Source organism: Faecalimonas hominis, from assembly GCF_054660755.1.
On sequence record NZ_BAAHSH010000058.1, the window covers coordinates 23,191 to 47,854 of the forward strand.

Consider the following 24,664-nt stretch of genomic DNA (forward strand, 5'->3'; position numbering starts at 1 on the left):
TCTTCAGAATTAATTTGATTTAATTTCACGCCATAATTCATTGTAAATGGCGTCATTTTTATCCCCTAAGAACTTAAATGTCTCACAGCGCTCTAATTCTTTGGCGTCAGGGAAAGCAATTGTACTGTTTCGTATTGCCGGATCTTCAATCAGTTTTCGTCCTTCTGTATTTGGAGTAGAGTAGGTGATATAATCGAAGTTCATCTTTGCAATATCAGGACGGCAGAGGAAGTTGATAAATTTCTCGCCGTTTTCTTTATGTTTTGCGTTTTTCGGAATGACCCATGAGTCAATCCATACATTTGATCCTTCTTTTGGGATAACATACTCTAAGTCCGGATTTTCGAGTTGTGTATAAATTGCCTCTCCGGAGTAGATGACACCGATTGCCGCCTCGTTTCCAATCATTTTATCTCTAACCTGGTCGATGACATATGCATGCACAAGAGGTTTCTGCTTGATGAGCAATTCCTTAGCCTCCTGAAGTTCGTCCAAATCAGTAGAGTTGAGTGAGTAGCCGAGATATTTTAATGCTACGGCAAAAGCATCGCGGACGCTGTCCTGCATCAAGATGTTATCTTTATATTTCTTATCCCACAACACAGACCAACTGTCAATTGGTTCGTCAACCATTTTTTTGTTGTAGAGGATACCTACAGTTCCCCAGCAATATGGAACGGAATATTTGTTCTCGGCATCAAACTGTTTGGACTGTTCCATATACTGCGATCCGATGTTTTTGATATTTGGAATGTTATCAAAATTTAATTCGGCAAGCAGATCGTTTTCAATCATACGCTGAATCATGTAATCAGAAGGACAGACAACATCGTAAGCGATAGCGCCTGACTGAATTTTCGGATACATAATTTCGTTTGTTTCAAATTCCTCGTAGACAACATTGATTCCTGTTTCTTCCTCGAACATGGTAATGACTTCGGGATCGAGATACTCTCCCCAGTTATAAACGATTACCTGATTATCACCGCTTAAATCTTCTTTTGAACTGTAGAAGATACCTCCTGCGACAACGACAAGGGCCATAGCGACAGGAATGACACGGCGGAAGACGAAACGTGAAACCCGCGTAGATTTTTTCATTTCTTTTGCCTTTGCTTCACCATCTTTTTTAGCCGGAGAAATGTTAATCAAGATTAACAAAATCAATACGGACACAAAAAGAAGAGTGGAAAGCGCATACATTTCCGGTTTAATTCCTTTACGCACTTCACTGTAAATTTTAGTGGAGAGTGTATCTACTCCCGGTCCTTTTGTAAAGTGAGTGATAACAAAGTCATCTAGCGACATAGTGAATGCCAGTAAAAATCCTGAAAATACACCCGGTAAAATATCAGGAAATACAACTTTAAAGAAAGCGTAAACCGGAGATGCACCTAAGTCCAACGCGGCCTCATAAGTACTTCGTTTCGTCTGCTTTAATTTGGGCATAACACTTAAAATAACATAAGGAATGTTGAATGTGATATGTGCGATTAAAACAGTTGCAAATCCGAGTGAAAACTGGATTCCCATGAATTTTAATGCCGTTCCCATTGCGATGAAAAGAAGCATTAAAGAAATTCCAGTAACGATATCTGCATTTAGCATGGGAATGTTTGTGATTCCCATCATAAGTGTCCGCGATTTCCGTTTCATACTTTGAATGCCGATAGCGGCAGCGGTACCGATGAGCGTTGCGATGAAAGCGGACAAAAGTGCGATAAGTAAAGTTGTATACAGAGCATTCATAATCTGTTCGTTTTGAAAAAGGGAAACGTACCATTTTCCCGTAAATCCACCCCATTTTGCGCGTGTCTTTGAATTATTAAAAGAAAGTACGGCAAGTGTAACAATCGGAGCATATAGTAAAAAAATGATAAGTGATAAATAAATATTTTGTAATGTCTTTTTCATTAAAATGCTGTCCCCTCTCCATCTTTATCGTATTTTGCAATCAATGCCATACTGGCAATAATAAATATCATTAAAACCAGTGAGAGTCCTGAACCTACATTCCAGTTGCTGCTCTGTTTGAATTCCTGCTCAATAACATTTCCGATAAGAAGAATTTTACTTCCTCCGAGCAAGTCGGAAATAACGAAAGTAGTCAGGGCAGGAACGAATACCATGGTAATTCCACTGATGATTCCGGGTGTAGTCAGTGGAAAAATAATTTTTGTAAATGTCTGTATATTGTTTGCTCCTAAGTCTTTGGCAGCAGAGATAACGTCTTTGTCAATTTTTACAATCACATTATAGATAGGCAGCACCATAAACGGCAGGAAGTTGTATACCATACCGAGTATAATGGCGGACGGCGTATTGATAATGGATTGGGTAGGTAAGTGGAAGAAGGATAGAATACTGTTAATAACTCCGTTCTTTTCCAAAAGTGTCTGCCATGCAAGTGTGCGGAGCAAAAAGTTCATCCACATTGGCAGGATAAAAATCAATACAACAAAACTTGTCTGGTTCATACTTTTTGAGGCGAGTATCATTGCCAGCGGGTATGCTAATATAAGACAGATAACTGTGCTGATTAAGGAGAGCAGAAGGGCAAGCCCGAGTGCTTTTAAATTTTCCGGTGTTGTAATCTTAGCAAGGTTTGATAAAGTAAATTCATTTTTACTGTTTGTCAGCCCGTAATATAAAATCATAAAAAGAGGAATGATGATAAAGGAAACTGACCAGAAAAGATATGGTCCTGCTAATAGTTTTTTTCTATTCTTCAACGATAACAGCCTCCTCATCTTCCGATTCCGGTTTTTTCATAATCTGAATATCAAACGGATCTACTTTAATACCGACTTCCGTTCCGACCGGAAACATATCCGTACTATGAACAAGCCACTTATAATTGTTGGCAGTTACTTCCATTTCATAATGCACGCCTTTAAAAATCAGATGGGTAACGACACCCTGCATAATTCCTTCATCAACTTTTACAAGGTCAATATCTTCAGGCCGTATTACCGCATCAACAGGTTTGTTTCGCCCAAAGCCCGTGTCTACGCAAGGGAAGTTTACACCGAGAATTTTTACAAGTTTATCTTCCACCATAGTAGCGGGAAGAATGTTGCTGTCACCGATAAAGTCTGCGACAAAAGCGTTTTCAGGCTCATTGTAAATGTCTTCCGGAGTACCAATCTGTTGGATATACCCCTGATTCATGACAACGATTGTATCCGACATGGTTAGGGCTTCTTCCTGATCATGTGTAACATAGACGAAAGTAATTCCCAATTCATTTTTTAAACGGATTAATTCGTACTGCATATCCTGACGGAGTTTTAAGTCCAAAGCGCCGAGAGGCTCATCGAGAAGAAGCACTTTCGGTTCATTTACGATGGCACGGGCAATGGCAATACGCTGTTGCTGACCGCCGCTTAATGAGTCGGGTGTACGATTTTCATATCCGTCTAAGTTTACGAGTTTTAAGGCATATTTGATTTTGTCGTTAATATATGCTTTTGACTTTCCTTTGATTTTCAGTCCAAATGCAATATTTTCAGCAATGCTCATGTGTGAGAACAAAGCATATTTCTGGAAAACAGTGTTTAACTGACGTTTGTTTGGAGCAAGATTTGTAATATCATTGCCCTCGAAAATGATTTTACCTTCATTTGCAGTTTCAAAACCGCCGAGAATGCGAAGAAGAGTTGTCTTCCCACAGCCGCTTGGACCAAGTAAAGTCAAAAATTCATTTTCTTTTATATATAAGTTTAATTCATCTAAAACAAGATTATCTCCATAGGATTTGGAAATGTTTATCATATCAATTAGTTTCTTTGCCATGACAGCCTCCTTAGTAGTAAGTATTAAAAATTCGGTGGTGTACTTACCCAGATAAGTTTCGCACCGGTTGAGCGGTTTGCTTTAATATAATGCTCTGAATGGGGAGTGAAATAGAAGGCCTCCCCCTTTTTTGCGTGGTATACTTTTTTCCCTACATGAATTTGTATGCTTCCCTGAAGGACGTAGCCAAATTCTTCTCCTTCATGTGGAAGGTCGGGATAAGTAGAACCACCGGGTTGTAATGTGAGTCGAATCGGTTCCATCATATTTTTTTGCGCATTTGGAATAATCCATTCAACTGTATTTTTTAATTCTGTATCTACTTTTTCAAAATAGTCTTCATTCCCAAACACAATCTGTTCATCAGATTCCTCCTGAAAAAAGTCTTTCAAACTGGTTCCGAGACATTGAAGAATATCGACCAAAGTAGAGATAGAAGGGGAAGTTAAATCCCTTTCCAACTGGGAAATAAATCCCTTTGAAAGTTCCGCGCGGTCGGCGAGTTCTTCCTGAGGTAAATTTTTTGCAATACGTAATCCTTTTAATTTCTGACCAATTTGCATAAATCTCCTTTCTGTCTGATGAATATTGACTTTACTAAACAAAAAGTTTAGTATTTCTTAACAAAACGCACAAATATTATTATACAGAAAAATGTAAAAAAATCAATAAAAAAAGTGCTTCAAACAGAAGTTTTTGTCGAAGCACTTTTTTATAATATTTTAACGGTCGTAGAAACGGGTTATGTTTTCCAGACGGGAAGACATGTTTGCAAGAAGTAAGTCAATGAGAGTCAGTGCAGTCATGGTTTCCACAACGACAATCGCGCGGGGAACTATAATCGGGTCGTGTCTTCCGTGAATGGATAGAACAGTATTTTCACCCGAAGAGGTAACTGTGTTTTGTTGTTTTGCGATGGAAGGGGTAGGTTTGAAGGCTGTGCGGAAAATAATATCGTTTCCGTCGCTTATGCCTCCTAAAATTCCACCGGCATGATTTGTTTTTTTGTATATTTTTCCATTTTCTGTATAAAAAGCATCGTTGTTTTCACTTCCGCAAGATGTGGCAGCACAGAAACCGTCTCCAATTTCAAAACCTTTTACTGCGCCGATAGAAAACATTGCCTGTGCAAGACAGGCGTCTAATTTGTGGAATACGGGTTCACCGATTCCGGCAGGAAGGTTTTTCACCTGACATTCGATTACTCCTCCCGCAGAATCGCAGTTTTCCATACACTGATTTAAAAATTCCGACGCTTTTTCCGCATATGCAAGATTGGGCATGCAGAGAACATTTTCCTCCATTTCTGAAAAACGATATGCAGAGGAAGGAATTTCATAAGGCCCGATAGCTTTTGGATAGGCGGAAACGGTAATTCCTAATTCACTCAAAAGTTTTAAAGCGACGGCACCGCCGGCAACTCTTCCGATTGTTTCCCGACCTGAAGAACGTCCTCCGCCTCTGTAATCTCTGAAGCCGTATTTTACATCAAATGTATAGTCGGCATGTCCCGGACGGTAGCAGGAAGCAATGTTTCCATAATCTTTTGAGCGTTGGTCCTCGTTGCGAACAAGAAGGGAAATGGGAGTTCCCGTTGTTTTTCCTTCAAAGACACCTGATAAAATTTCTACGGTATCGCTTTCATTTCGTTTTGTTGTGTATTTATTTTGTCCCGGTTTTCTTCGGTCTAAATATTTCTGAATATCTTCTTCGCATAGGGAAAGTCCGGCAGGACAGCCGTCAATGACAACACCGATTCCTTTGCCATGTGATTCGCCCCATGTCGTTACCTGAAAAATATTTCCATATGTTGATCCGGCCATAGTGTACCTCCTTTGTACAATTATTACATAACTATTATAGAATAAGGTTAAATATCACGCAATTATTAATTTTTAAAGTTTTCTATATACATTTACCGGGCAACGTATTATAATAGACACGATAGTCAAAGCAATACTTTTGGTAAATATTGGCTTTGGCTATTGATTTGCTTAAAAAAGATAAAAGGGAGAAGTATTCAATGAGTGATATGAGTAAAGACAAGAAAAATGTATCATCTCAAAACGATACAAGACAAAAGGAACTGCTTGCGGAACTGGAGGCTTTGGAAACAGAAGACTTATCCGGATTTGTCAGTAAAGAAGAAAAAAAGCAGGAAACAAATGAGGGAGAGTTAGTTTTTCTGTATGATGAGGACGAGAAGAACCCCAATTATCGTCCAAAGAAGAGAAAAAGGGAAAAAGAAAAATCTAAATCGGGAAAGAAATGGATAATTGCTTCCCTATCTTTGGCAGGCGTTTTGCTTGTTGTCTATTTGGGATTTGCATTTTATTTTAACAGCCATTTTTATTTTGGAACAACGATAAATGAAAATAAATTTGGTGGCAAGAGTGTTGCACATGTGGAAAAATCCATTGAAAAACAGATAAGTGATTATGAATTGACATTAAAAAGAAGTGATGGACAGACCGAGAAGATTCAGGGAAAAGAAATCGACCTGAAATATAATCCGGGAAATGAACTTCAGAAAGTGTTAAAATCTCAAAATCCGTTTTTATGGCCAAAATCGCTTTTTAAGAAAGATATAAGAGAGATTGAGATTGGTGTCACTTATGATAAACAGAAATTAAGCGCACAAATCAGTCAGTTAGAGAGTGTAAAAAACCAAAACCCGGTAAAATCAGTTTCGGCTACACCTGTATTTGATGGAACTGAATTTACTATCCAGAAAGAAGTTTATGGAAATGAAGTCAATGTAGAAAATCTTACAAAAGTAATCGAGGAACATTTGGACGGCTTGAATGAAGAAGTGGATATGAAGAAAAGCAAGGCATACTATGAGCCGAAATATGTCTCTGACTCAAAAGAAGTTGTTTCAGCAAAGGACGCGTTAAACAAATGTCTGACGGCTGAGATTACTTATGATTTTAAACCGTTTACAGAGAAAGTGGATAAAGGAAGTATTTCAGACTGGCTTTCAGTCGATGAAAATATGAATGTAAGTTTCAAAGAAAAAGAAGTGAAGGCATACATTAAGAAACTTGCAAGCAAATATGACACTTCGGGAAAACCGCGTTCTTTTGTAACTGCTACAGGAAAGACTGTGGAAGTGAAAAATGGAGTTTATGGCTGGAAAATTAATCAAGATGGAGAATATAAGAAATTAACGGAGGATATTCTTGCAGGTAACTCCGTAAAACGTGAACCGGAATATAAAAGAAAAGCGGTATCACATGAAGGCAATGATTTCGGAAATACATATGCCGAAGTTGATTTGACAACACAACATATGTGGTTCTTCCAAAACGGTAAACTGATGATGGAAAGTCCGATTGTAACAGGAAAGCCAAGTACCGGACATGCGACTCCTCAGGGAACATACACAGTTACTTACACACAGAAGGGTGCAGTGCTGCGAGGTAAAATTTTGCCAAACGGTAAGAGGGAATATGAAACACCGGTAGATTTTTGGATGCCGTTTAACGGAGGAATCGGTTTCCACGATGCAACATGGCAGAGTTCGTTTGGAGGAAACAGATATTTGACACATGGTTCACACGGCTGTGTCAACATGCCTTATGATAAAGCGCAGCAGTTATTCGGATATCTAAAAGCAGGAACTCCGGTTATCTGTCACTATTAAAAGAAAAGGATAGAAATATATGTATAAAATTATTAAGAAAGACGGTCTTGCTAAAAGAGGAAGACTGGAAACGGTGCATGGCACAATTGAAACGCCTGTATTTATGAATGTAGGGACGGCTGCTGCCATCAAAGGCGCAGTGTCCACGGAAGATTTACAGGGAATAAAAACACAGGTGGAATTATCAAACACATATCATCTTCACGTACGTCCGGGTGATGAGGTTGTAAAAAAACTGGGCGGGCTTCACAAATTTATGGTGTGGGACAAACCAATTTTAACAGACTCAGGTGGATTCCAAGTGTTCTCTTTGTCGGGATTGAGAAAGATTAAAGAAGAGGGAGTTTATTTTCAATCACATATTGATGGAAAGAAAATTTTCATGGGACCGGAAGAGAGTATGCAGATTCAGTCAAATCTTGCATCTACAATTGCGATGGCGTTTGATGAGTGTCCTTCAAGTGTCGCAAGCAGACAGTATATTGAAAATTCGGTAGCGAGAACGACGAGATGGCTGGAACGATGTAAAGCGGAGATGAATCGTTTAAATCAATTGCCTGATACAATTAATAAGCATCAGTTATTGTTTGGAATCAATCAGGGAGCAATTTACGAGGATATAAGAATTGAGCATGCGAAACGTATTTCTGAGTTAGATTTGGACGGATACGCATTGGGTGGTCTGGCAGTAGGAGAATCCCATGAAGATATGTATCGTATTCTTGATGCGACAGTCCCTCATTTACCTGAAAATAAACCGACGTATTTAATGGGAGTGGGAACACCTGCAAACATTCTGGAAGCGGTCGACAGGGGAGTGGATTTCTTTGACTGCGTTTATCCAAGCAGAAACGGAAGACATGGTCATGTTTATACAAATCATGGAAAATTAAATCTGTTTAATGCAAAATATGAATTGGACGACAGGCCGATAGAAGAAGGCTGTCAGTGTCCTGCCTGCAGAAAATACAGCCGGGCATATATAAGACATCTGTTAAAAGCGAAAGAGATGTTGGGAATGCGTTTATGTGTTCTTCACAATTTGTATTTCTATAATACAATGATGGAAGAAATCAGAGAAGCAATCGAAGAAGGAAGATACAAAGAATATAAGAAGCAAAAACTGGATAGTATGTCGGGAAAGCAGATATAAAGTTTTTATGAAATTTATGGAAAAGCCTTGATGTATATCCTATAATTGTGTATATTGGTAATATCGCAAAATTTAGGAGGAAAAGATAATGTTAAGTATCATTATTGTTTATGCAGTAATTTTAGGAGGATTTTGGTTTTTACTTATGCGTCCTCAGAAGAAAGAACAGAAAAGAATTAAACTGATGTTGTCGGAATTAGAGGTAGGGGATACTGTTTTAACAACAAGCGGTTTCTACGGAGTAGTTATTGATGTTCAGGAAGATGATGTTGTTGTAGAATTTGGTAATAATAAGAATTGCCGTATTCCAATGCAGAAAGCAGCAATTAGCCAGGTTGAAAAGCCGGGGACAGAAAACTAGAAGATTAAGCAAAGCAGATATAAAGGCGAAACTCGTAAGAGTTTCGCCTTTATTGTCGTTTAGCAGGCAGAGAAAATTAATTATAGTCCTGCTGAGCAGTCAATGTGTCTATCGCCACTTATATATTTTTTGCATGGCTGAATAGTTACAAAAAAGTTAACAAATTTAAAGAAAACTTAAATGTTGTTTTGTTGCATAGGGATTGGGGATAGTCTATAATAAAAAATAAGATTAAAACAGCATAGGGGAGATTACGAATGATAAGGGAAAAATTCAAAAAAGACAACCATATATGGAAAGTGGTTATATGTCTGTTACTATGTTTTGTGGTTATGGGAGTGTTGCAAACGTCAACGGCCGCAGAAGAGAGTGAGAAGGCAGTGATTATACTCAGACCTGAATCTGTGGAGATGGTTCAGGAGGAAGAAGTACCTGAGATTACGGCAAAGGCAAGCGGTAAAGGGGACATGAAACTGGTACTGAATGAAGATACAGGTTATACAGTGCAGGATTTATTGGATAGTTTTAATAAGGGAAATCACTATCAGATTTCCTGCAGTGCAGACGGTAAAGTGGACGGGGAGTTTCCGATTAAGATAAAATTATCTGAGAAGATTGAAGATTCCCTGGCAAAAGACTGGCTGGGTAAAGTCAGAATTGATTTGCAAGATGGAAAAGTCACTGTAAAGAATAAATACGGACAATGGGAAAATGATAAATTCAAGAAAAATGACGGTCAATATGCAGCCAATGAATTTGTAGTTTCAAAAGGAAAAACATATTACATGGGAGCAGACGGGAAGAAGCAGACCGGCTGGCAGGAGAAAGATGGACAAATTTATTATTTTGACAAAAAAGGTGTTATGCAGACCGGTTGGAAAGAGAAAGACGGCGTAAAGATTTACTTAAAACAAGATGGAAGTATGGCAGTCGGCTGGCAGAAGATTAAGGACGATAAATACTATTTTGATAAAGATGGAAAGGCAGTTACGGGAAAGCAGCAGATTGGCACGAAGAAATGTGAATTTGCAAAGGACGGAAAGTTGATTTCAGAAGAAAATTCGATAGATTCTAATAAGCCGATGATTGCCCTTACGTTTGACGACGGTCCCGGACCGGATACGGAGAAGATATTAGATGCCTTGAAAGCAAACAATGCACGGGCAACTTTCTTTATGCTTGCTCCGAAGGTAGAGAAATATCCGAATGCTGTGAAGAAAATGCAGGAAATCGGCTGTGAATTGGCAAATCATTCTACAACACATACGGCACTTACCACACTTACGCCGGAGGAAATCCGCAAGGAAATTTCAACGACCGCACATGCAGTGTCAAAAGCGACCGGAGGATTCCCGACAACATTGGTGAGACCGCCTTATGGTAAGAAAAATGATACGGTAAAAGCGACTGTGGGACAGCCAATTATCATGTGGTCGATAGACACGCTTGACTGGAAAACAAGAAATGTACAAAGCACAATTAATAATGTGTTGAAAAATGCAAAAGACGGGGATATTGTACTTATGCATGATATCCATAAACAATCTGTTGAAGCGGCAGTACAATTAATTCCGATGCTGATTCAGAAGGGTTACCAGTTAGTTACGGTAAGTGAGTTGGCTGAAGCAAGAGGAGTTACAATGGAAAATGGAGTAAGTTATTCACAGTTCCGTAAATAGAGAATAAAAAATGGTGTGACCGAATTGAGTGGTCACACCATTTTTAAGTCATTAAATCTGCTTATGTTTTGCCAGTAACTGGTGGATTCTGTCTGTTGGATTTAAGACAGAACCGATTGTCAAATCATGATTCAAAGAATCGATAATTAAGGCAAGGAATTTACTCATGTCAGCAGTTACGAAATAAGGTTTTTCGTGAACTTCTTTAGGAAGGTAAGTAAGATTTGTTGTAATGACACGGTCAATATAACCTTTTTCATAGTATTCGTCAAATTTTGCAAAACCTTCCGTGAATAAACCAAATGTTGTACAAACAAATACGCGTCCTGCTCCGCGAGCTTTTAACTGTTTTGCAACATCAAGCATACTTTCTCCTGAAGAAATCATGTCGTCAATGATGATTAAGTCTTTTCCGCGAATATCATCACCGAGGAATTCGTGGGCAACGATAGGGTTTTTACCGTTGACAACAGTAGAGTAGTCGCGTCTCTTGTAGAACATACCCATATCTACTCCGAGTACGTTAGAGAAGTATACCGCACGGTGCATTGCTCCCTCATCAGGGCTGATAATCATTAAATGGTCTTTATCCACCTGTAAATCAGGAACTGAGCGGAAAAGTGCTTTCATAAACTGATATGGCGGAGTGAAGTTGTCAAATCCCTTTAATGGAATGGCATTCTGCACACGAGGATCGTGGGCGTCAAAAGTAAGAATGTTAGAAACACCCATATTTGTCAATTCTTCCAATGCGAAGGCACAGTCTAATGATTCACGTTTTGTACGTTTGTGTTGACGGCTTTCGTATAAGAAAGGCATGATAACGTTGATGCGGTGTGCTTTTCCCGTTGCTGCGGAAATAATACGTTTTAAATCCTGATAATGGTCGTCCGGTGACATATGATTTAAGTGACCGTTCACGCTGTAAGTTAAACTATAGTTACATACGTCGACCATAACAAATAAATCGCAGCCGCGAATGGATTCGTGGAACATACCTTTTGCTTCCCCGGAGCCGAAACGAGGGCAGGAAAGACTTGCAAGATAGTTGTCTGTCTGATGATTTGCAAATAATGTCGGATCGATGGAATCTACGACAGGTGCATGACGAAACTGTACGATATAGTCATTTACCTTTTTTGCTAAATCCGTGCAACTTTCTAATGCTGCGATTTTAAGAGGTGCTATCGGTAAACTCTGTTCTAAAACTTTTAAATTTGGCATAGTGGCCTCCGTTTCTATATGATTCTTTTTTTCAGAAATATTTTAGCAAAAAAGAACAGTGGATTCAACAAGGCAGCGTTAAAAATTGCATTTTCTTTAAAAATTTAGTATGATAGAGAAGATAAAGAAGATTTGTTTGATGACAGGAGTAAAACATGAAAAAGGAACATATCATTCGCAGTGTGGAAGAGGGAAGCATTGCATGGGAATTAGGAATAGAAGCGGGAGATAAACTTATCAGCATCAACGACAATGAGATAGAAGATGTATTTGATTATCATTTTTTGGTGAATGATGAAGAATTAATCGTATTGATAGAGAAACCGGACGGAGAACAGTGGGAACTGGAGATTGAGAAAGACTATGAAGAGGACTTGGGCATTAGTTTTGAGCAGGGACTGATGGACGAGTACCGTTCCTGCAGAAATAAATGTATGTTTTGTTTTATTGATCAGATGCCAAAGGGAATGCGTGACACACTTTACTTTAAAGATGATGACTCGCGTTTGTCTTTCCTGCAGGGAAATTATATTACGCTGACAAATATGAGTGATGATGATGTGAGAAGAATAGTGAAATATCATCTTGAACCGATTAATATTTCCATACACACGACAAACCCTGAATTGCGTTGTAAAATGCTGCACAATCGTTTTGCGGGGGAAGCGCTGAAGAAAGTGGATATTCTATATGAAGGCGGAATTACGATGAACGGTCAGATTGTACTCTGTAAAGGAGAAAATGACGGGGAAGAGTTGGAGCGAAGTATAAGGGACATGACAAAATATCTTCCATATCTGCAGAGTGTTTCCGTTGTGCCCGTAGGTCTTACAAAATATCGCGAAGGATTGTACCCGCTTGAATCTTTTGAGAAAGAAGATGCAAAAAAGGTGCTGGAAACCATTCATAAATGGCAGAAGAAAATTTATGAAGAACACGGAACACATTTCATTCACGCGGGTGATGAGTGGTATATTCTTGCTGAGGAAGAAGTGCCGGAAGAAGAAAGATATGACGGCTATCTGCAGTTAGAAAACGGAGTAGGAATGTTAAGACTTCTGCAAAATGAGTTTGAGGAAGAGTTTGACACTCTTGTGGGGGACGACAGACGAAGAGAGATTTCTCTTGCTACAGGAGTGCTTGCGTATCCGTATTTGAAGAGAATGGTTGAAAGACTGCAGACAAAATATCCAAATATCACCGTACATTTATATAAGATTATCAATAATTTCTTTGGAGAGAAAATTACGGTTGCAGGATTGATTACAGGGCAGGACTTAATCGGACAGTTAAAAGGACAGCCTTTAGGAGATACTTTGCTGTTGCCGTGCAGTATGCTCAGGGACGGAGAAGAAGTGCTTTTAGATGATGTGACATTGACAGACTTGAAAGAGTCTTTACAAGTAGATATAGATATTGTAAAATCAAGCGGACAAGATTTAATAGAAGCAATTATAAATAATATATAGAAGGAGAAAAAGTATGAGTAAACCGATAGTAGCCATCGTAGGAAGACCTAATGTTGGAAAATCCACATTATTTAATGCGTTGGCAGGAGAAATGATTTCGATTGTAAAAGATACGCCGGGTGTGACGAGAGACCGTATTTATGCGGAAGTGAACTGGCTTGATAAAGAATTTACGTTAATTGATACAGGAGGAATTGAGCCGGACAGCAAAGATATTATTTTATCACAGATGCGTGAACAGGCACAGATTGCCATTGATACGGCAGATGTCATTATCTTTTTGACAGATGTAAAACAGGGGCTTGTGGATTCGGACTCCAAAGTGGCTGATATGCTTCGACGCTCGGGTAAACCGGTTGTATTAGTTGTAAATAAGGTGGACAGTTTTCAGAAGTTTATGGCAGACGTATATGAATTTTATAATTTGGGAATTGGCGATCCATTTCCGATTTCCGCATCTTCACGTCTGGGCATAGGGGATATGCTTGATCAAGTTGTAAAACATTTTCCGGAAACAACAGCGGAAGAGGCTGAAGATGACAGACCTCGTATTGCCATTGTCGGTAAACCGAATGTAGGAAAATCATCTATTATCAATAAACTTCAGGGAGATAATCGTGTGATTGTGTCCGATATTGCGGGAACGACAAGAGATGCCATCGATACACCAATCACTTATAACGGAAAAGAATATGTATTTATTGATACGGCGGGACTTCGCCGAAAAAATAAAATTAAAGAGGAACTGGAAAGATACAGTATTATCCGTACAGTTACGGCGGTGGAGAGAGCGGACGTCGTTCTGATTGTCATTGATGCGACAGAGGGAGTGACGGAGCAGGACGCTAAAATTGCGGGAATCGCACATGAACGGGGAAAAGGCATCATCATTGTTGTCAATAAATGGGATGCCATTGAAAAACATGATAAGACAATGTATGAGTACGAAAAGCAGGTTCGACAGGTATTATCTTATATGCCATATGCAGAGATTATGTATGTTTCAGCACATACGGGACAGCGCTTAAATAAATTATATGAAAAGATTGATATGGTTATTGAAAACCAGACACTTCGTGTTGCTACAGGTGTGTTAAATGAAATTATGATGGAAGCCGTTGCCATGCAGCAGCCGCCGTCAGACAAAGGAAAACGTTTAAAATTGTACTATATTACACAGGTATCGGTAAAACCGCCAACCTTTGTAATTTTCGTAAATGACAAAGAACTGATGCATTTCTCGTATACAAGATATTTGGAGAATAAAATCAGGGAGGCATTTGGATTTAAAGGAACATCATTAAAATTCTTTATTCGTGAGAGAAAGGATAAGGATAAGTAATATGGAACGTTTTGTTTGTCTGATACTTGGATATATATGCGGATTATTTCAGACAGGGTATATTTATGGAAGGTTACATCATATAGATATTAGAAAACATGGAAGTGGAAATGCGGGAACGACAAATGCTCTTCGGACACTCGGCTGGAAAGCGGGGGCCGTTACTTTCCTGGGAGACAGTTTGAAATGCGTTTTGGCTGTAGCAATCGCTTATATGATTTACGGAAAAAGTCATAACGAAATGTTTGAACTGTTGGCAATGTATGCGGGAATAGGCGCAGTGCTAGGGCATAATTTTCCTTTCTATCTTAACTTTAAAGGAGGAAAGGGAATTGCTGCTACAGCGGGACTTTTGCTCGCGGTCAATCCTAAAGTAGCACTTGTGGCAATGGTTACATTTATTATTGTGGTAGGGGTGACGAGATATGTTTCACTTGGCTCAATTATTCTGGTAGTGATTTTCGGAATCGGAATGGTTGTACAGGGAGAAGTGTTCGGGACAACCTTATCGCAGTCGCAGCAGTATGAACTGTATGCACTTTCGGTATTTTTAATGGTATTGGCGGTGTATAAACATCGTGAAAATATAAAAAGATTATGTAACGGAACTGAAAACAAATTAAAGTTTGGAAAGAAGTAGGAGAACAGAATATGGCAAATGTAGGTGTATTAGGAGCAGGAAGTTGGGGAACTGCATTAGCATTATTACTTCACAAAAACGGTCATCATGTGACGGTTTGGTCAATTTCAAAGGAAGAGGTGGAAATGCTTTCAAAGGAAAGAGAGCATAAGAGTAAACTTCCGGGGGTGAAACTTCCAGAAGAGATGCAGTTTACGAACGTGTTGGAAGAGGCAATTCAGGGGAAAAATTTTATGGTGCTTGCAGTACCGTCTCCGTTTACAAGAGCAACGGCACGCAATATGAAATCATATGTGGCAGAAAATCAGATTATTGTGGACGTGGCAAAAGGGATTGAAGAAGATACGCTTATGACTTTGTCACAACAGATTCATGAAGAGATTCCACAGGCAGATGTAGCAGTGCTTTCAGGACCGAGTCACGCTGAGGAAGTGGGAAGAGGGCTTCCGACAACATGTGTTGTGGGAGCGAAAACGAAAAAGACGGCGGAATATTTGCAGGAAGCCTTTATGAATGAAGTATTTCGCGTGTACACAAGCCCTGATATGCTTGGAATAGAACTTGGCGGTGCCCTGAAAAATGTTATTGCGCTCGCAGCGGGAATTGCAGACGGATTGGGGTATGGTGATAATACAAAAGCCGCCTTGATTACAAGAGGAATTGCTGAGATTGCAAGGCTTGGAGTGGCGATGGGCGGCAAGATGGAAAGTTTTACAGGACTTACGGGAATCGGTGATTTGATTGTTACCTGTGCGAGCGTTCACAGCCGCAACCGCAGAGCCGGAATTTTAATCGGACAGGGAAAAACAATGGAAGAAGCGATGGAAGAAGTTAAGATGGTCGTGGAGGGAGTTTACTCTACAAAATCAGCCGTAAAACTTGCTGAGAAATATAACGTATCCATTCCGATTATCGAACAGGTAAATGCCGTACTGTTTGAAGGAAAAAATCCGGGTGAAGCGGTAAAAGAACTGATGTTGAGAGATAAAAGAATAGAAATTCCTACATTGCCGTGGGAATAGAATAGAAAAGGGAGGAATGCGTCTGCAGTCCTCCCTTTTATCGTACTTCCGTATTTCCAAAATATTCAACATCAGGGAGAAGTTCAAAATAGAAATCCTGATATTCTTTCTTAAGGGCATCGATAATCAGTCCCTGCAAATTTCGAAGTCGGGAAATGGAAATCATGTCTTTATCAAATGTAATATAGACGCTAATCCAAAGTTTTCTGCCTGTGCGGACAATATCGTAATGAAGTTCTTCGTAACCGTAGGAATCTAGAATCGGATTCACAATATTTTTAATTTCAGTTACGGTTTCTTCCTCGGGAGCAATCAGGAAAATATCCCTAAGTCCGGTGATGATGGCACGAATAGGAGTGGGCAGCATAAACAGTGAGAGTAAAATGGCAATAATCTGATCCAAATAAGGAACGATATTAGAAAACCAGTTTGCTTTGATAAAAAGGGGAAGGAAGAAAGCGACGGACATACCTAAGGAGGCGATTCCGTCAATAATCCATTCCTGAATTTCCATTGTCACCAGTGCAGAGTGAGTTTTCGCATTTTTCTTTTTCAAAAGAAAGATGACAAATATGCTTAAGACTGCTGCGAAAAGCTCGAAATAAGCAATGTTATTAAAAGAAATATGCCGTCCTCCGTTTAATACGATGTCAATGTTGGTAGCGATTAGTCCGATAGTAACGGCAACCATTGTCACTCCCTTAATCACAACGAAAAAGGATTCAATCTGCAGATAGCCGAAAGGCCGTTTTTCATTGGAAGAACGGTAGAGCAGAGGGATAATTCCGATGGAAATTACGATCATTACAGATTCCACCCCGTCATAGAAACCGTCGAGGAGAACTGCCTGAGAATGTGTATACAGAGCGATAATGATTTCCAGCAGGGCAAAAACCAGCCCTGCAATCAATGAAATGTTCAGGGCAGAACGCTCTTTTTTCTGTTTTGCGCGAGTCGCATGCATATATGTAACACCAACCTTGTTTTTTTATTTTCATCATACGACTTTTATGGGAAAAAATCAACGCAGTAACTTCTAAAAAAAGAAAAACTGACATACATTATTATCAGCATAACAAGGGGGTATTTTATGAATACATTTCATTTATACAAAGACATACAGGCGAGAACAAACGGGGAAATCTATATTGGAGTGGTTGGTCCTGTAAGAACGGGGAAGTCGACGTTTATCAAAAGATTTATGGATTTGCTTGTTCTGCCTCATATGGAAGATGAGCATATGAGAGTGCGCACGAGAGATGAATTGCCACAGTCTGCTTCGGGCAAAACGATTATGACGACAGAACCTAAATTTATACCGAAAGAGGCGGCAGCAATCGAGCTGGAGGAAGGGATTACCGCAAATATCCGGCTGATAGACTGTGTCGGTTATATGGTGGAGGGAGCGGTCGGCCATATTGAAAATGAGGAGGAACGTCAGGTGAAAACACCGTGGTTTGAGCATGAAATCCCATTTACAAAGGCGGCTGCAATCGGCACACAAAAAGTAATTCGGGAACATTCAACCATAGGAATTGTGATTACGACAGACGGAAGCATCGGAGAATTAAAGAGAGAGAACTATTTGGAGGCGGAGAGAAACACTATTCGGGAACTGCAAAATATTGGGAAACCGTTTGTTGTTTTGGTAAATTCTAAAAAACCCCACGGGGAGGAGGCCAATGCTGTCAAAGAAGAGGTGGAATCAAAATACGGAGTGACGGCATTAACCGTAAATTGTGAACAGTTGAGACAGGAAGACATTCATCAGATTATGCAGAGTGTTTTATTTGAATTTCCGATTGCCGAAGTACAGTTTTACATACCGAAATGGGTTGAAATGCTTCCGATGGAGCATAGAATTAAACAGGATTTGCTCTCGCATGTAAGAGAAATGCTGGACGCATTTTCACAAATTAAAGATGTGAAAAAAGAATGGAAACAGACGGAAAGTGAATATATTGAGGAAATGCGTGTAGAGGAAGTGAAAATGGATTCGGGCAGTGTGAAGGTTCGGCTACAGATTGGAGAGCCTTTTTATTATGAAGTGTTAAGTGAAGTGACCGGTGCGGATATTACGAGTGAATACGATTTAATTGGAACAATGAAAGAACTTTCAACTCTGCGCAAAGAATATGAAAGTGTGAAAGATGCGATGGATTCTGTCAGATTAAAAGGCTATGGGGTTGTATCGCCTGCGAAAGAGGAGATTAAACTTGAGGATCCGGTAATCATCAAACAGGGAAATAAATTCGGGGTGAAGATACATTCCGAGGCGCCGTCCATTCATCTGATTCGGGCCAATATCGAGACGGAGATTGCTCCTATTGTGGGAAGTGAGCAGCAGGCGGAGGATTTGATAAAATATATTAAAGAAACGAAAGAAACGGAGGAGGGAATGTGGAAGACAAATATTTTCGGGAAATCCATAGAGGAACTGGTTACAGAAGGAATGCACAATAAAATGATGATGATTAATGACGAAAGTCAGGTGAAACTGCAGGATACGATGCAGAAGATTGTAAATGACAGCAATGGCGGACTTGTCTGTATTATTATTTAAAATATTTCCGCTTTTGTGCTATAATGAAGAATATAGTCAAAAGTTAGGAGGGACATCAAATGATAGCATTTAATTGTGATTATAACGAAGGGGCACACCCACGTATCTTAGAGGCACTGATTGAAACAAATATGGAGCAGACGGCAGGTTACGGAGGAGACCAATACTGTCGGGAAGCGGAAATCATTATAAAAGGGTTGTGTCAATCACCGGAAGCAAAAGTACATTTTATGGTAGGCGGAACGCAGGCAAACCTTACAGTGATTTCCTCTGTTTTAAGACCACATCAGGCAGCGTTATGTGCGGTAAGCGGTCATATCAACGTACATGAGACAGGGGCGATTGAAGCATGCGGGCATAAAGTAATGACAGTTCCAAGTGAGGACGGAAAAATTTCCGCAGAGCAGGTGAGAGAAACTTACGCACTTCACAAAAATGATTCATCTTTTGAACATACGACACAGCCGAAATTAGTGTATATTTCCAATCCGACAGAACTGGGAACAATATATACGAAGAAAGAAGTGGAAGAACTGCGTGCGGCTTGTGATGAATGCGGTATGTATTTATATTTGGACGGTGCGAGACTGGGATATGGTTTGTGTGCTGAAAACAATGATTTGGACTTAGAAAGCATTGCGAAAAACTGTGACGTTTTTTATATCGGAGGAACAAAAGTCGGGGCATTGTTTGGGGAGGCAATAGTCATCTGCAATCCGGCTCTTCAGGAGGATTTCCGCTATATTATGAAACAGAAGGGCGGAATGCTTGCGAAAGGAAGATTACTCGGATTACAGTTTAGAGAATTATTTAAAGACGGATTATATTTTACAATGTCAAATCATGCAATCCGCTTGGCAATGCGATTAAAAAATGGTCTTGCGGAGAGAGGATATAAGTTCTTGCTGGACAGTAATACGAATCAGCAGTTCGTTATTGTTCCTGATAAAAAACTGGAGCAATTAAAAGAAAAATATGCGTATACATATCAGGAAAAATATGATGAAAAGAACAGTGTTATCCGTCTATGCACAAGTTGGGCAACGAAAGAGGAGAACGTAGAAGAACTTCTTAGTGATATGTAAGAAAAAACAGATTGTGTCGATTGGCACAATCTGTTTTGCGATTAATCTTCTTTAAATGTAAGTTCCGTATCTGTCATGGATTCCACGATGGCAAGGGATTCCAAATGGATTCCTTTCTCGCGTATTTGCTTTCCTCCGTCCTGCATTCCTTTTTCAATAACAATTCCTGCACCCTCGATTGTAGCGCCGGCTTCCTGAACAATGTCAATCAGTCCAAGCAGTGCGCAGCCGTTTGCGAGAAAATCGTCAAGGATAAGTACATGGTCATCTTCTGTTAAAAACTTTTTGGAAAGAATAACGTCATATGTACGTTTGTGTGTGAAGGACTCAATCTTTGTTGAATAAACATCACCGTCAATGTTGATACTCTGTGCTTTTTTTGCAAATACAACCGGTACGTTAAAATACTGGGCAACGATGCAGGCAATTCCGATTCCGGACGCCTCTATAGTAAGAATCTTTGTGATTTTATCAGAAGGAAATCTTCTTCTGAATTCCTTCCCGATTTCATTGATTAAGTCAATGTCCATCTGATGATTTAAAAAACTGTCTACTTTCAGTACATTTCCGGGTTTAACAACACCGTCTTTTAAAATTCGTTCTTTTAAAAGTTGCATAATTTTATTCCTCTCCTAACCAAAATTCACTCTGATTATAGTAATTCTATATTGTTATCCATGATAACGCATAATAAGATTTTTTTCAATGTTAAATTTTAGAAAAGAAAAGAGAGAGTAGTATTTCTTTTTCTTTCGTGTTAAAATGATACATAATTATTTTGGAAAAGGAGAAGAGAAAATGACAAGATTGGAAAAGCAAATACAATTTATTGTTGAAGTGGATAAAGTGAAAAATATTTTCAGACAAACGTATCTGTCTGACGGAGAAAGAAAAGAAAATGATGCGGAACATTCATGGCATCTTGCATTGTCTGCCATCTTGCTGAAGGAATATGTCAGCGAAGAGGTTGACCTTCTCAAAGTGATTACAATGGTATTGATTCATGACCTTGTGGAAATTGACGCGGGGGATACATATGCCTATGACAGTGCGGGGGCGAAGGATAAAAGAGAGCGTGAAGAGAAGGCGGCAGATCGCATTTTCAGTATACTTCCGACAGAACAGGGACAATACTTTAGAGAGTTATGGGAAGAATTCGAGGAGTATGAAACGGAGGAGGCAAAATACGCCCATCTTCTTGATAATTTCCAGCCGATGCTGCTAAATGATGCGGCAAAAGGAAAAAGTTGGAGTGAACATCAGGTGAAAAAACAGCAGATTTATAAAAGAAATGAGAGAATTGAAGAAACTTCAGAAACAATTTGGGGAGAGATGCAGCGAATAGTGGAGGAGAATATTCAACTGGGAAATATTCACGAAAAATAGTGAGGAAGATAAGATGGAGATAGAAATCATATTGGCAGCAGTGGCAGCCCTCATTGTTTTTAGTATAGTACAGATATATCTGAGTGAGAAAAAGGCAAGAGGAGTCTGGCGAGCGAAGTTTTTAAAAGAGTGGGGTAAAATTCCTCAAAGAGAGTATGATGAGGAAGAAGTGGAGAAGATTTCAAGATATTTTGAATATCAGTTAAAGAAAGGGAAAATCAATGAACCATATATTGATGAAATTACATGGAATGATTTGGATATGGACAATGTTTTTGCCTACATAAACAATACGAAGTCTTCTGCCGGAGAAGAATATTTATATTATCTGTTGAGAACTCCTGTGACAGAGCAGAAAACATTAGATGAGAGAGAACGGCTTATACATTTCTTTGCCACACACGAAAGTGAGAGAGCGGATTTAGAAGTATGCTTTCGACAGATAGGAAAAACAAGAAGGTTTTCCATAAATGACTATATTGATCTGCTTGTCACATTGAAAAAAGAGAGCAATGTAGAACATTATATAGCGTTGCTGACCATTCCGATAGGACTTGTGCTGATGACGGTTTTTGAAGTTGGTGTCGGGTTAGTTGTTATGATGGTATTTTTGGTGTGGAACGTTATGCGGTATTTTAAAAGGAGAGGAGAGATACAGCCCTATTTAACAACTTTTTCCCATATACTGAAAATGTTAGATGCCAGCAAGGAGATTTCCAAATTAAAGATTGATGAAGTGCAGACTTATGTAGATAATATTGCCGACATTCGGAAGAAATTCAAAAAGTTTCGTTTTGGTTCATCGCTTTTAATGTCTACTCAACGAGAAACGGGAAGTCTGGCAGAGGCGTTTTTGGATTATATCCGTGTGGCAACACATATTGATTTGTTAAAGTTTAATTCTATGTTGGAGGAAATAAAGCAAAATGCAGGTGAAATAGATAATTTGGTAGAAAACATAGGAATATTAGATGCACTTATTTCTGTAGCATCTTTTCGAGAAAGTCTTCCATTCTATAGCCTTCCGGAATTGAGAGAAACGGAAGAGGCGTTTATTGAAGTGAAAGATGTATATCACCCTCTTATCGTAGAACCTGTGGCAAATTCTATTACAGAAGACAGAAATGTGTTGATTACAGGTTCAAATGCTTCGGGAAAATCTACATTTTTAAAGACGGTGGCAATTAATGCTGTTTTGGCCCAAACGGTAAATACAAGTATTTCCACGTTTTATCGGGCAAGTTTCTTCCAGATTTATTCCTCTATGGCATTAAAGGACAATTTGCAGGGAAATGAAAGTTATTACATAGTGGAGATTAAATCTCTGAAAAGGATTTTAAGCCATGCGGACGAAGACATACCGATGCTCTGTTTTGTAGATGAGGTGCTTAGAGGGACAAACACGATTGAGCGTATCTCGGCGTCGGCACAGATTTTAAAAAGTCTTTCCAAGAAGCAGGTGCTTTGTTTTGCAGCAACACATGATATAGAATTGACACATATGCTGGAAAATGAGTATAGCAATTATCATTTTCAGGAAGAAATTCAGGAAAATGATATTTTGTTTAACTATGAATTGTATCGTGGAAGAGCGGTTTCGCGAAATGCCATAAAATTGCTGAGTATTATCGGTTATGATAAAGCGATTATTGAAAGTGCCGAGCAGACGGCAACACATTTCTTAAAAACGGGAGAATGGAGAGTATAGATATGATGAAAGTGAAAATATATACGGACGGAGCGGCACGAGGGAATCCTGACGGTCCGGGAGGATATGGAACGGTTTTAGAGTATGTGGACACGAAAGGGGAACTGCATACAAAGGAATTATCACAAGGGTATAAAAAAACAACAAATAACCGTATGGAGTTAATGGCAGTTATTGCCGGCTTTGAAGCGTTAAATCGTCCGTGTGAAATTGAATTATATTCGGATTCCAAATATGTTGTAGACGCTTTTAATCAAAAATGGATTGACGGTTGGATAAAAAAAAGGTGGAAACGAGGAAAGAATGAGCCGGTAAAAAATATTGATTTGTGGAAACGTTTATTAAAAGCAAAAGAACCGCATCAGGTAACATTTATTTGGGTAAAAGGTCATGACGGACATATGCAGAATGAAAGGTGCGATTTTTTAGCGACATCGTCCGCTGACGGAGAAAACTTAATTGACGATGTAGTAGAAGTATGTTAAAATGTTTAACTGTATGTAAGTAAGACAGACGGTCGCAGCTGCAAGTGTCGAAAGACCGCAGATGAGGAAAGTCCGGGCTTCATAGGGCAGGGTGCCGGATAACGTCCGGTGGAGGCGACTCTAAGGATAGTGCAACAGAAATGTACCGCGTTAGCAATGAGGTGTGCAGCCTCTTGCAAGTATATGTGCTGTAAATTTATTTATAAGTCCATATACTTGCAAGAGGCTATACGGTGAATGCCGCGTAGAGTGAGTTGTTTTACAACTCACTCTACCGCACACCTCTTATAGCGTAAGGTTGGAAGGGCAGTGTAAGAGACTACCGCCCTGTTGGTAACAACAGGGGCATATGTAAACCCCACCCGAAGCAAAACCGAATGAAAACATTGTGGTTGCCCGCCACGTTTTAGGTAGGTTGCTTGAACCTGTTGGCAACGATAGGTCTAGATAGATGACCGTCCAACGACATAACCCGGCTTATCGTCTTGCTTACATATGTTGAAAGGGAAAATATGGATTATTTAATTCGCATGAAAAAAAGAAAACGGCAAGTGGAGAAGAGAACAATTATTAGTGTAATAATGTTCTTTTTATTTGTTATGGGATATTACACAGTTGTTTTTAAGAAACCTGATGTGATTTTTGTTGAAAGTATTCTTATCATTATGTTGTTATATTTTGCGATAATCGTATTTAATTTGCATAAATGCGAAAAACAGGTAGAAATGACGCATATGAAAAGAATTTGTGATATGGTTTCGGCAGAAGAATTGCGGGAAATAGATGATTTTGTTTGTCATGTAGCCGATACATTATGGTTTAAAGGCAGTATTGTTCATATGCAGTGTGTGTTATCTGAAAAGACAATATATGGCTGGGGATATGGAACAGCAGATTTCTATTGCTATAAAATAGAAGATATTACCAAGATAGAAATAAAAAAGAACTTACTTTACATTACCTTGCAAAATGGTGAAGAAAAATTAATTGGTTCATATTATAGCAACGGACGAGGTACATTTAGTTTTAAGATGAAAGATTTGAAAGAACAGATAGAAAAAAGGTTCATAAACAGTTAGGTGTTAAAAACTGTTTATGAACCTTTT

General features: G+C 39.1%; 22 protein-coding genes and 1 other RNA gene. 15 read left to right on the forward strand and 8 right to left on the reverse strand.

Annotated elements, in window-relative coordinates:
• Positions 1–9 precede the first annotated feature (9 nt).
• The 5 genes from ACYQ35_RS10390 to aroC form a co-directional block, all read right to left on the reverse strand.
• A complete protein-coding gene (locus ACYQ35_RS10390; protein WP_459833166.1) occupies positions 10–1,914 on the reverse strand; it encodes an extracellular solute-binding protein in 1,905 nt (634 codons plus the stop codon).
• A complete protein-coding gene (locus tag ACYQ35_RS10395; protein WP_040449518.1) occupies positions 1,914–2,750 on the reverse strand; it encodes an ABC transporter permease in 837 nt (278 codons plus the stop codon). Before ACYQ35_RS10395 ends, ACYQ35_RS10390 begins: the two co-directional genes overlap by 1 nt.
• Positions 2,722–3,795: an ABC transporter ATP-binding protein gene (locus ACYQ35_RS10400; RefSeq protein WP_009460888.1), complete on the reverse strand. Its 1,074-nt coding sequence runs from the start codon at positions 3,793–3,795 to the stop codon at positions 2,722–2,724. The genes ACYQ35_RS10395 and ACYQ35_RS10400 overlap by 29 nt, the downstream gene beginning before the upstream one ends.
• 23 nt (positions 3,796–3,818) lie before the next feature.
• Entirely contained in the window at positions 3,819–4,358 is a 540-nt protein-coding gene (locus ACYQ35_RS10405) for a helix-turn-helix domain-containing protein (protein ID WP_459833171.1), read from the reverse strand.
• 159 nt (positions 4,359–4,517) lie between these two features.
• Entirely contained in the window at positions 4,518–5,618 is a 1,101-nt protein-coding gene (aroC, locus tag ACYQ35_RS10410) for a chorismate synthase (RefSeq protein ID WP_459833175.1), read from the reverse strand.
• A 200-nt stretch (positions 5,619–5,818) separates the two neighbouring features.
• Here aroC and ACYQ35_RS10415 point away from each other — a divergent pair, with 200 nt between their 5' ends.
• From ACYQ35_RS10415 to ACYQ35_RS10430, 4 genes are all read left to right on the forward strand, one after another.
• A complete protein-coding gene (locus ACYQ35_RS10415; RefSeq protein ID WP_009460891.1) occupies positions 5,819–7,441 on the forward strand; it encodes a L,D-transpeptidase family protein in 1,623 nt (540 codons plus the stop codon).
• A 19-nt stretch (positions 7,442–7,460) separates the two neighbouring features.
• Positions 7,461–8,594, forward strand: a complete 1,134-nt coding sequence (tgt, locus tag ACYQ35_RS10420) for a tRNA guanosine(34) transglycosylase Tgt (protein ID WP_009460892.1) — start codon at positions 7,461–7,463, stop codon at positions 8,592–8,594.
• An 88-nt stretch (positions 8,595–8,682) separates the two neighbouring features.
• A complete protein-coding gene (gene yajC / locus ACYQ35_RS10425; RefSeq protein WP_009460893.1) occupies positions 8,683–8,955 on the forward strand; it encodes a preprotein translocase subunit YajC in 273 nt (90 codons plus the stop codon).
• 257 nt (positions 8,956–9,212) lie between these two features.
• Complete coding sequence (locus ACYQ35_RS10430) at positions 9,213–10,634, forward strand: polysaccharide deacetylase family protein (RefSeq protein WP_459833182.1); 1,422 nt, start codon at positions 9,213–9,215, stop codon at positions 10,632–10,634.
• 51 nt (positions 10,635–10,685) lie between these two features.
• On the opposite strand, the gene ACYQ35_RS10435 is transcribed toward ACYQ35_RS10430, so the two are convergent.
• Positions 10,686–11,858 carry a ribose-phosphate pyrophosphokinase gene (locus ACYQ35_RS10435; protein WP_459833185.1) on the reverse strand — a complete coding sequence of 391 codons (1,173 nt, stop codon included), beginning with the start codon at positions 11,856–11,858 and terminating at the stop codon, positions 10,686–10,688.
• A 155-nt stretch (positions 11,859–12,013) separates the two neighbouring features.
• On the opposite strand from ACYQ35_RS10435, the gene ACYQ35_RS10440 reads away from it, so the two are divergent.
• Genes ACYQ35_RS10440 through ACYQ35_RS10455 form a run of 4 tightly spaced genes read left to right on the forward strand, consistent with a single transcriptional unit; the run spans position 12,014 to position 16,331 of the window.
• The gene (locus tag ACYQ35_RS10440; protein ID WP_009460896.1) at positions 12,014–13,327 is read left to right on the forward strand and encodes a DUF512 domain-containing protein; all 1,314 of its coding nucleotides are present in this window, start codon (positions 12,014–12,016) and stop codon (positions 13,325–13,327) included.
• Positions 13,328–13,340: 13 nt separating this feature from the next.
• Positions 13,341–14,669 carry a ribosome biogenesis GTPase Der gene (gene der, locus ACYQ35_RS10445; RefSeq protein WP_459833189.1) on the forward strand — a complete coding sequence of 443 codons (1,329 nt, stop codon included), beginning with the start codon at positions 13,341–13,343 and terminating at the stop codon, positions 14,667–14,669.
• Position 14,670: 1 nt separating this feature from the next.
• Complete coding sequence (gene plsY / locus ACYQ35_RS10450) at positions 14,671–15,309, forward strand: glycerol-3-phosphate 1-O-acyltransferase PlsY (RefSeq protein ID WP_009460898.1); 639 nt, start codon at positions 14,671–14,673, stop codon at positions 15,307–15,309.
• A gap of 11 nt (positions 15,310–15,320) precedes the next feature.
• Complete coding sequence (locus ACYQ35_RS10455) at positions 15,321–16,331, forward strand: NAD(P)H-dependent glycerol-3-phosphate dehydrogenase (RefSeq protein WP_459833195.1); 1,011 nt, start codon at positions 15,321–15,323, stop codon at positions 16,329–16,331.
• A gap of 37 nt (positions 16,332–16,368) precedes the next feature.
• Here ACYQ35_RS10455 and ACYQ35_RS10460 read toward each other — a convergent pair whose 3' ends face one another.
• The gene (locus ACYQ35_RS10460; protein WP_459833198.1) at positions 16,369–17,295 is read right to left on the reverse strand and encodes a cation diffusion facilitator family transporter; all 927 of its coding nucleotides are present in this window, start codon (positions 17,293–17,295) and stop codon (positions 16,369–16,371) included.
• Between the two features lie 126 nt (positions 17,296–17,421).
• Here ACYQ35_RS10460 and spoIVA point away from each other — a divergent pair, with 126 nt between their 5' ends.
• On the forward strand, positions 17,422–18,894 hold the full coding sequence (gene spoIVA / locus ACYQ35_RS10465; protein WP_009460901.1) for a stage IV sporulation protein A: 1,473 nt from the start codon (positions 17,422–17,424) through the stop codon (positions 18,892–18,894).
• 59 nt (positions 18,895–18,953) lie between these two features.
• Positions 18,954–19,979 carry a threonine aldolase family protein gene (locus ACYQ35_RS10470; protein ID WP_459833203.1) on the forward strand — a complete coding sequence of 342 codons (1,026 nt, stop codon included), beginning with the start codon at positions 18,954–18,956 and terminating at the stop codon, positions 19,977–19,979.
• A gap of 41 nt (positions 19,980–20,020) precedes the next feature.
• Here ACYQ35_RS10470 and ACYQ35_RS10475 read toward each other — a convergent pair whose 3' ends face one another.
• A complete protein-coding gene (locus ACYQ35_RS10475; RefSeq protein WP_009460903.1) occupies positions 20,021–20,596 on the reverse strand; it encodes a xanthine phosphoribosyltransferase in 576 nt (191 codons plus the stop codon).
• A gap of 181 nt (positions 20,597–20,777) precedes the next feature.
• Between ACYQ35_RS10475 and ACYQ35_RS10480 the strand changes: the two genes are divergently transcribed.
• The 5 genes from ACYQ35_RS10480 to ACYQ35_RS10500 all read left to right on the forward strand — a co-directional run bounded on the left by ACYQ35_RS10480 (position 20,778) and on the right by ACYQ35_RS10500 (position 24,637).
• Positions 20,778–21,365 carry an HD domain-containing protein gene (locus ACYQ35_RS10480; RefSeq protein WP_459833208.1) on the forward strand — a complete coding sequence of 196 codons (588 nt, stop codon included), beginning with the start codon at positions 20,778–20,780 and terminating at the stop codon, positions 21,363–21,365.
• A 13-nt stretch (positions 21,366–21,378) separates the two neighbouring features.
• Complete coding sequence (locus tag ACYQ35_RS10485) at positions 21,379–23,073, forward strand: MutS-related protein (protein ID WP_009460905.1); 1,695 nt, start codon at positions 21,379–21,381, stop codon at positions 23,071–23,073.
• A 5-nt stretch (positions 23,074–23,078) separates the two neighbouring features.
• On the forward strand, positions 23,079–23,558 hold the full coding sequence (gene rnhA, locus ACYQ35_RS10490) for a ribonuclease HI (protein ID WP_040449828.1): 480 nt from the start codon (positions 23,079–23,081) through the stop codon (positions 23,556–23,558).
• 16 nt (positions 23,559–23,574) lie between these two features.
• An RNA gene (gene rnpB, locus ACYQ35_RS10495) (RNase P RNA component class A) lies at positions 23,575–24,054 on the forward strand.
• A gap of 16 nt (positions 24,055–24,070) precedes the next feature.
• A complete protein-coding gene (locus ACYQ35_RS10500) occupies positions 24,071–24,637 on the forward strand; it encodes a hypothetical protein (RefSeq protein ID WP_459833215.1) in 567 nt (188 codons plus the stop codon).
• Positions 24,638–24,664: the final 27 nt, after the last annotated feature.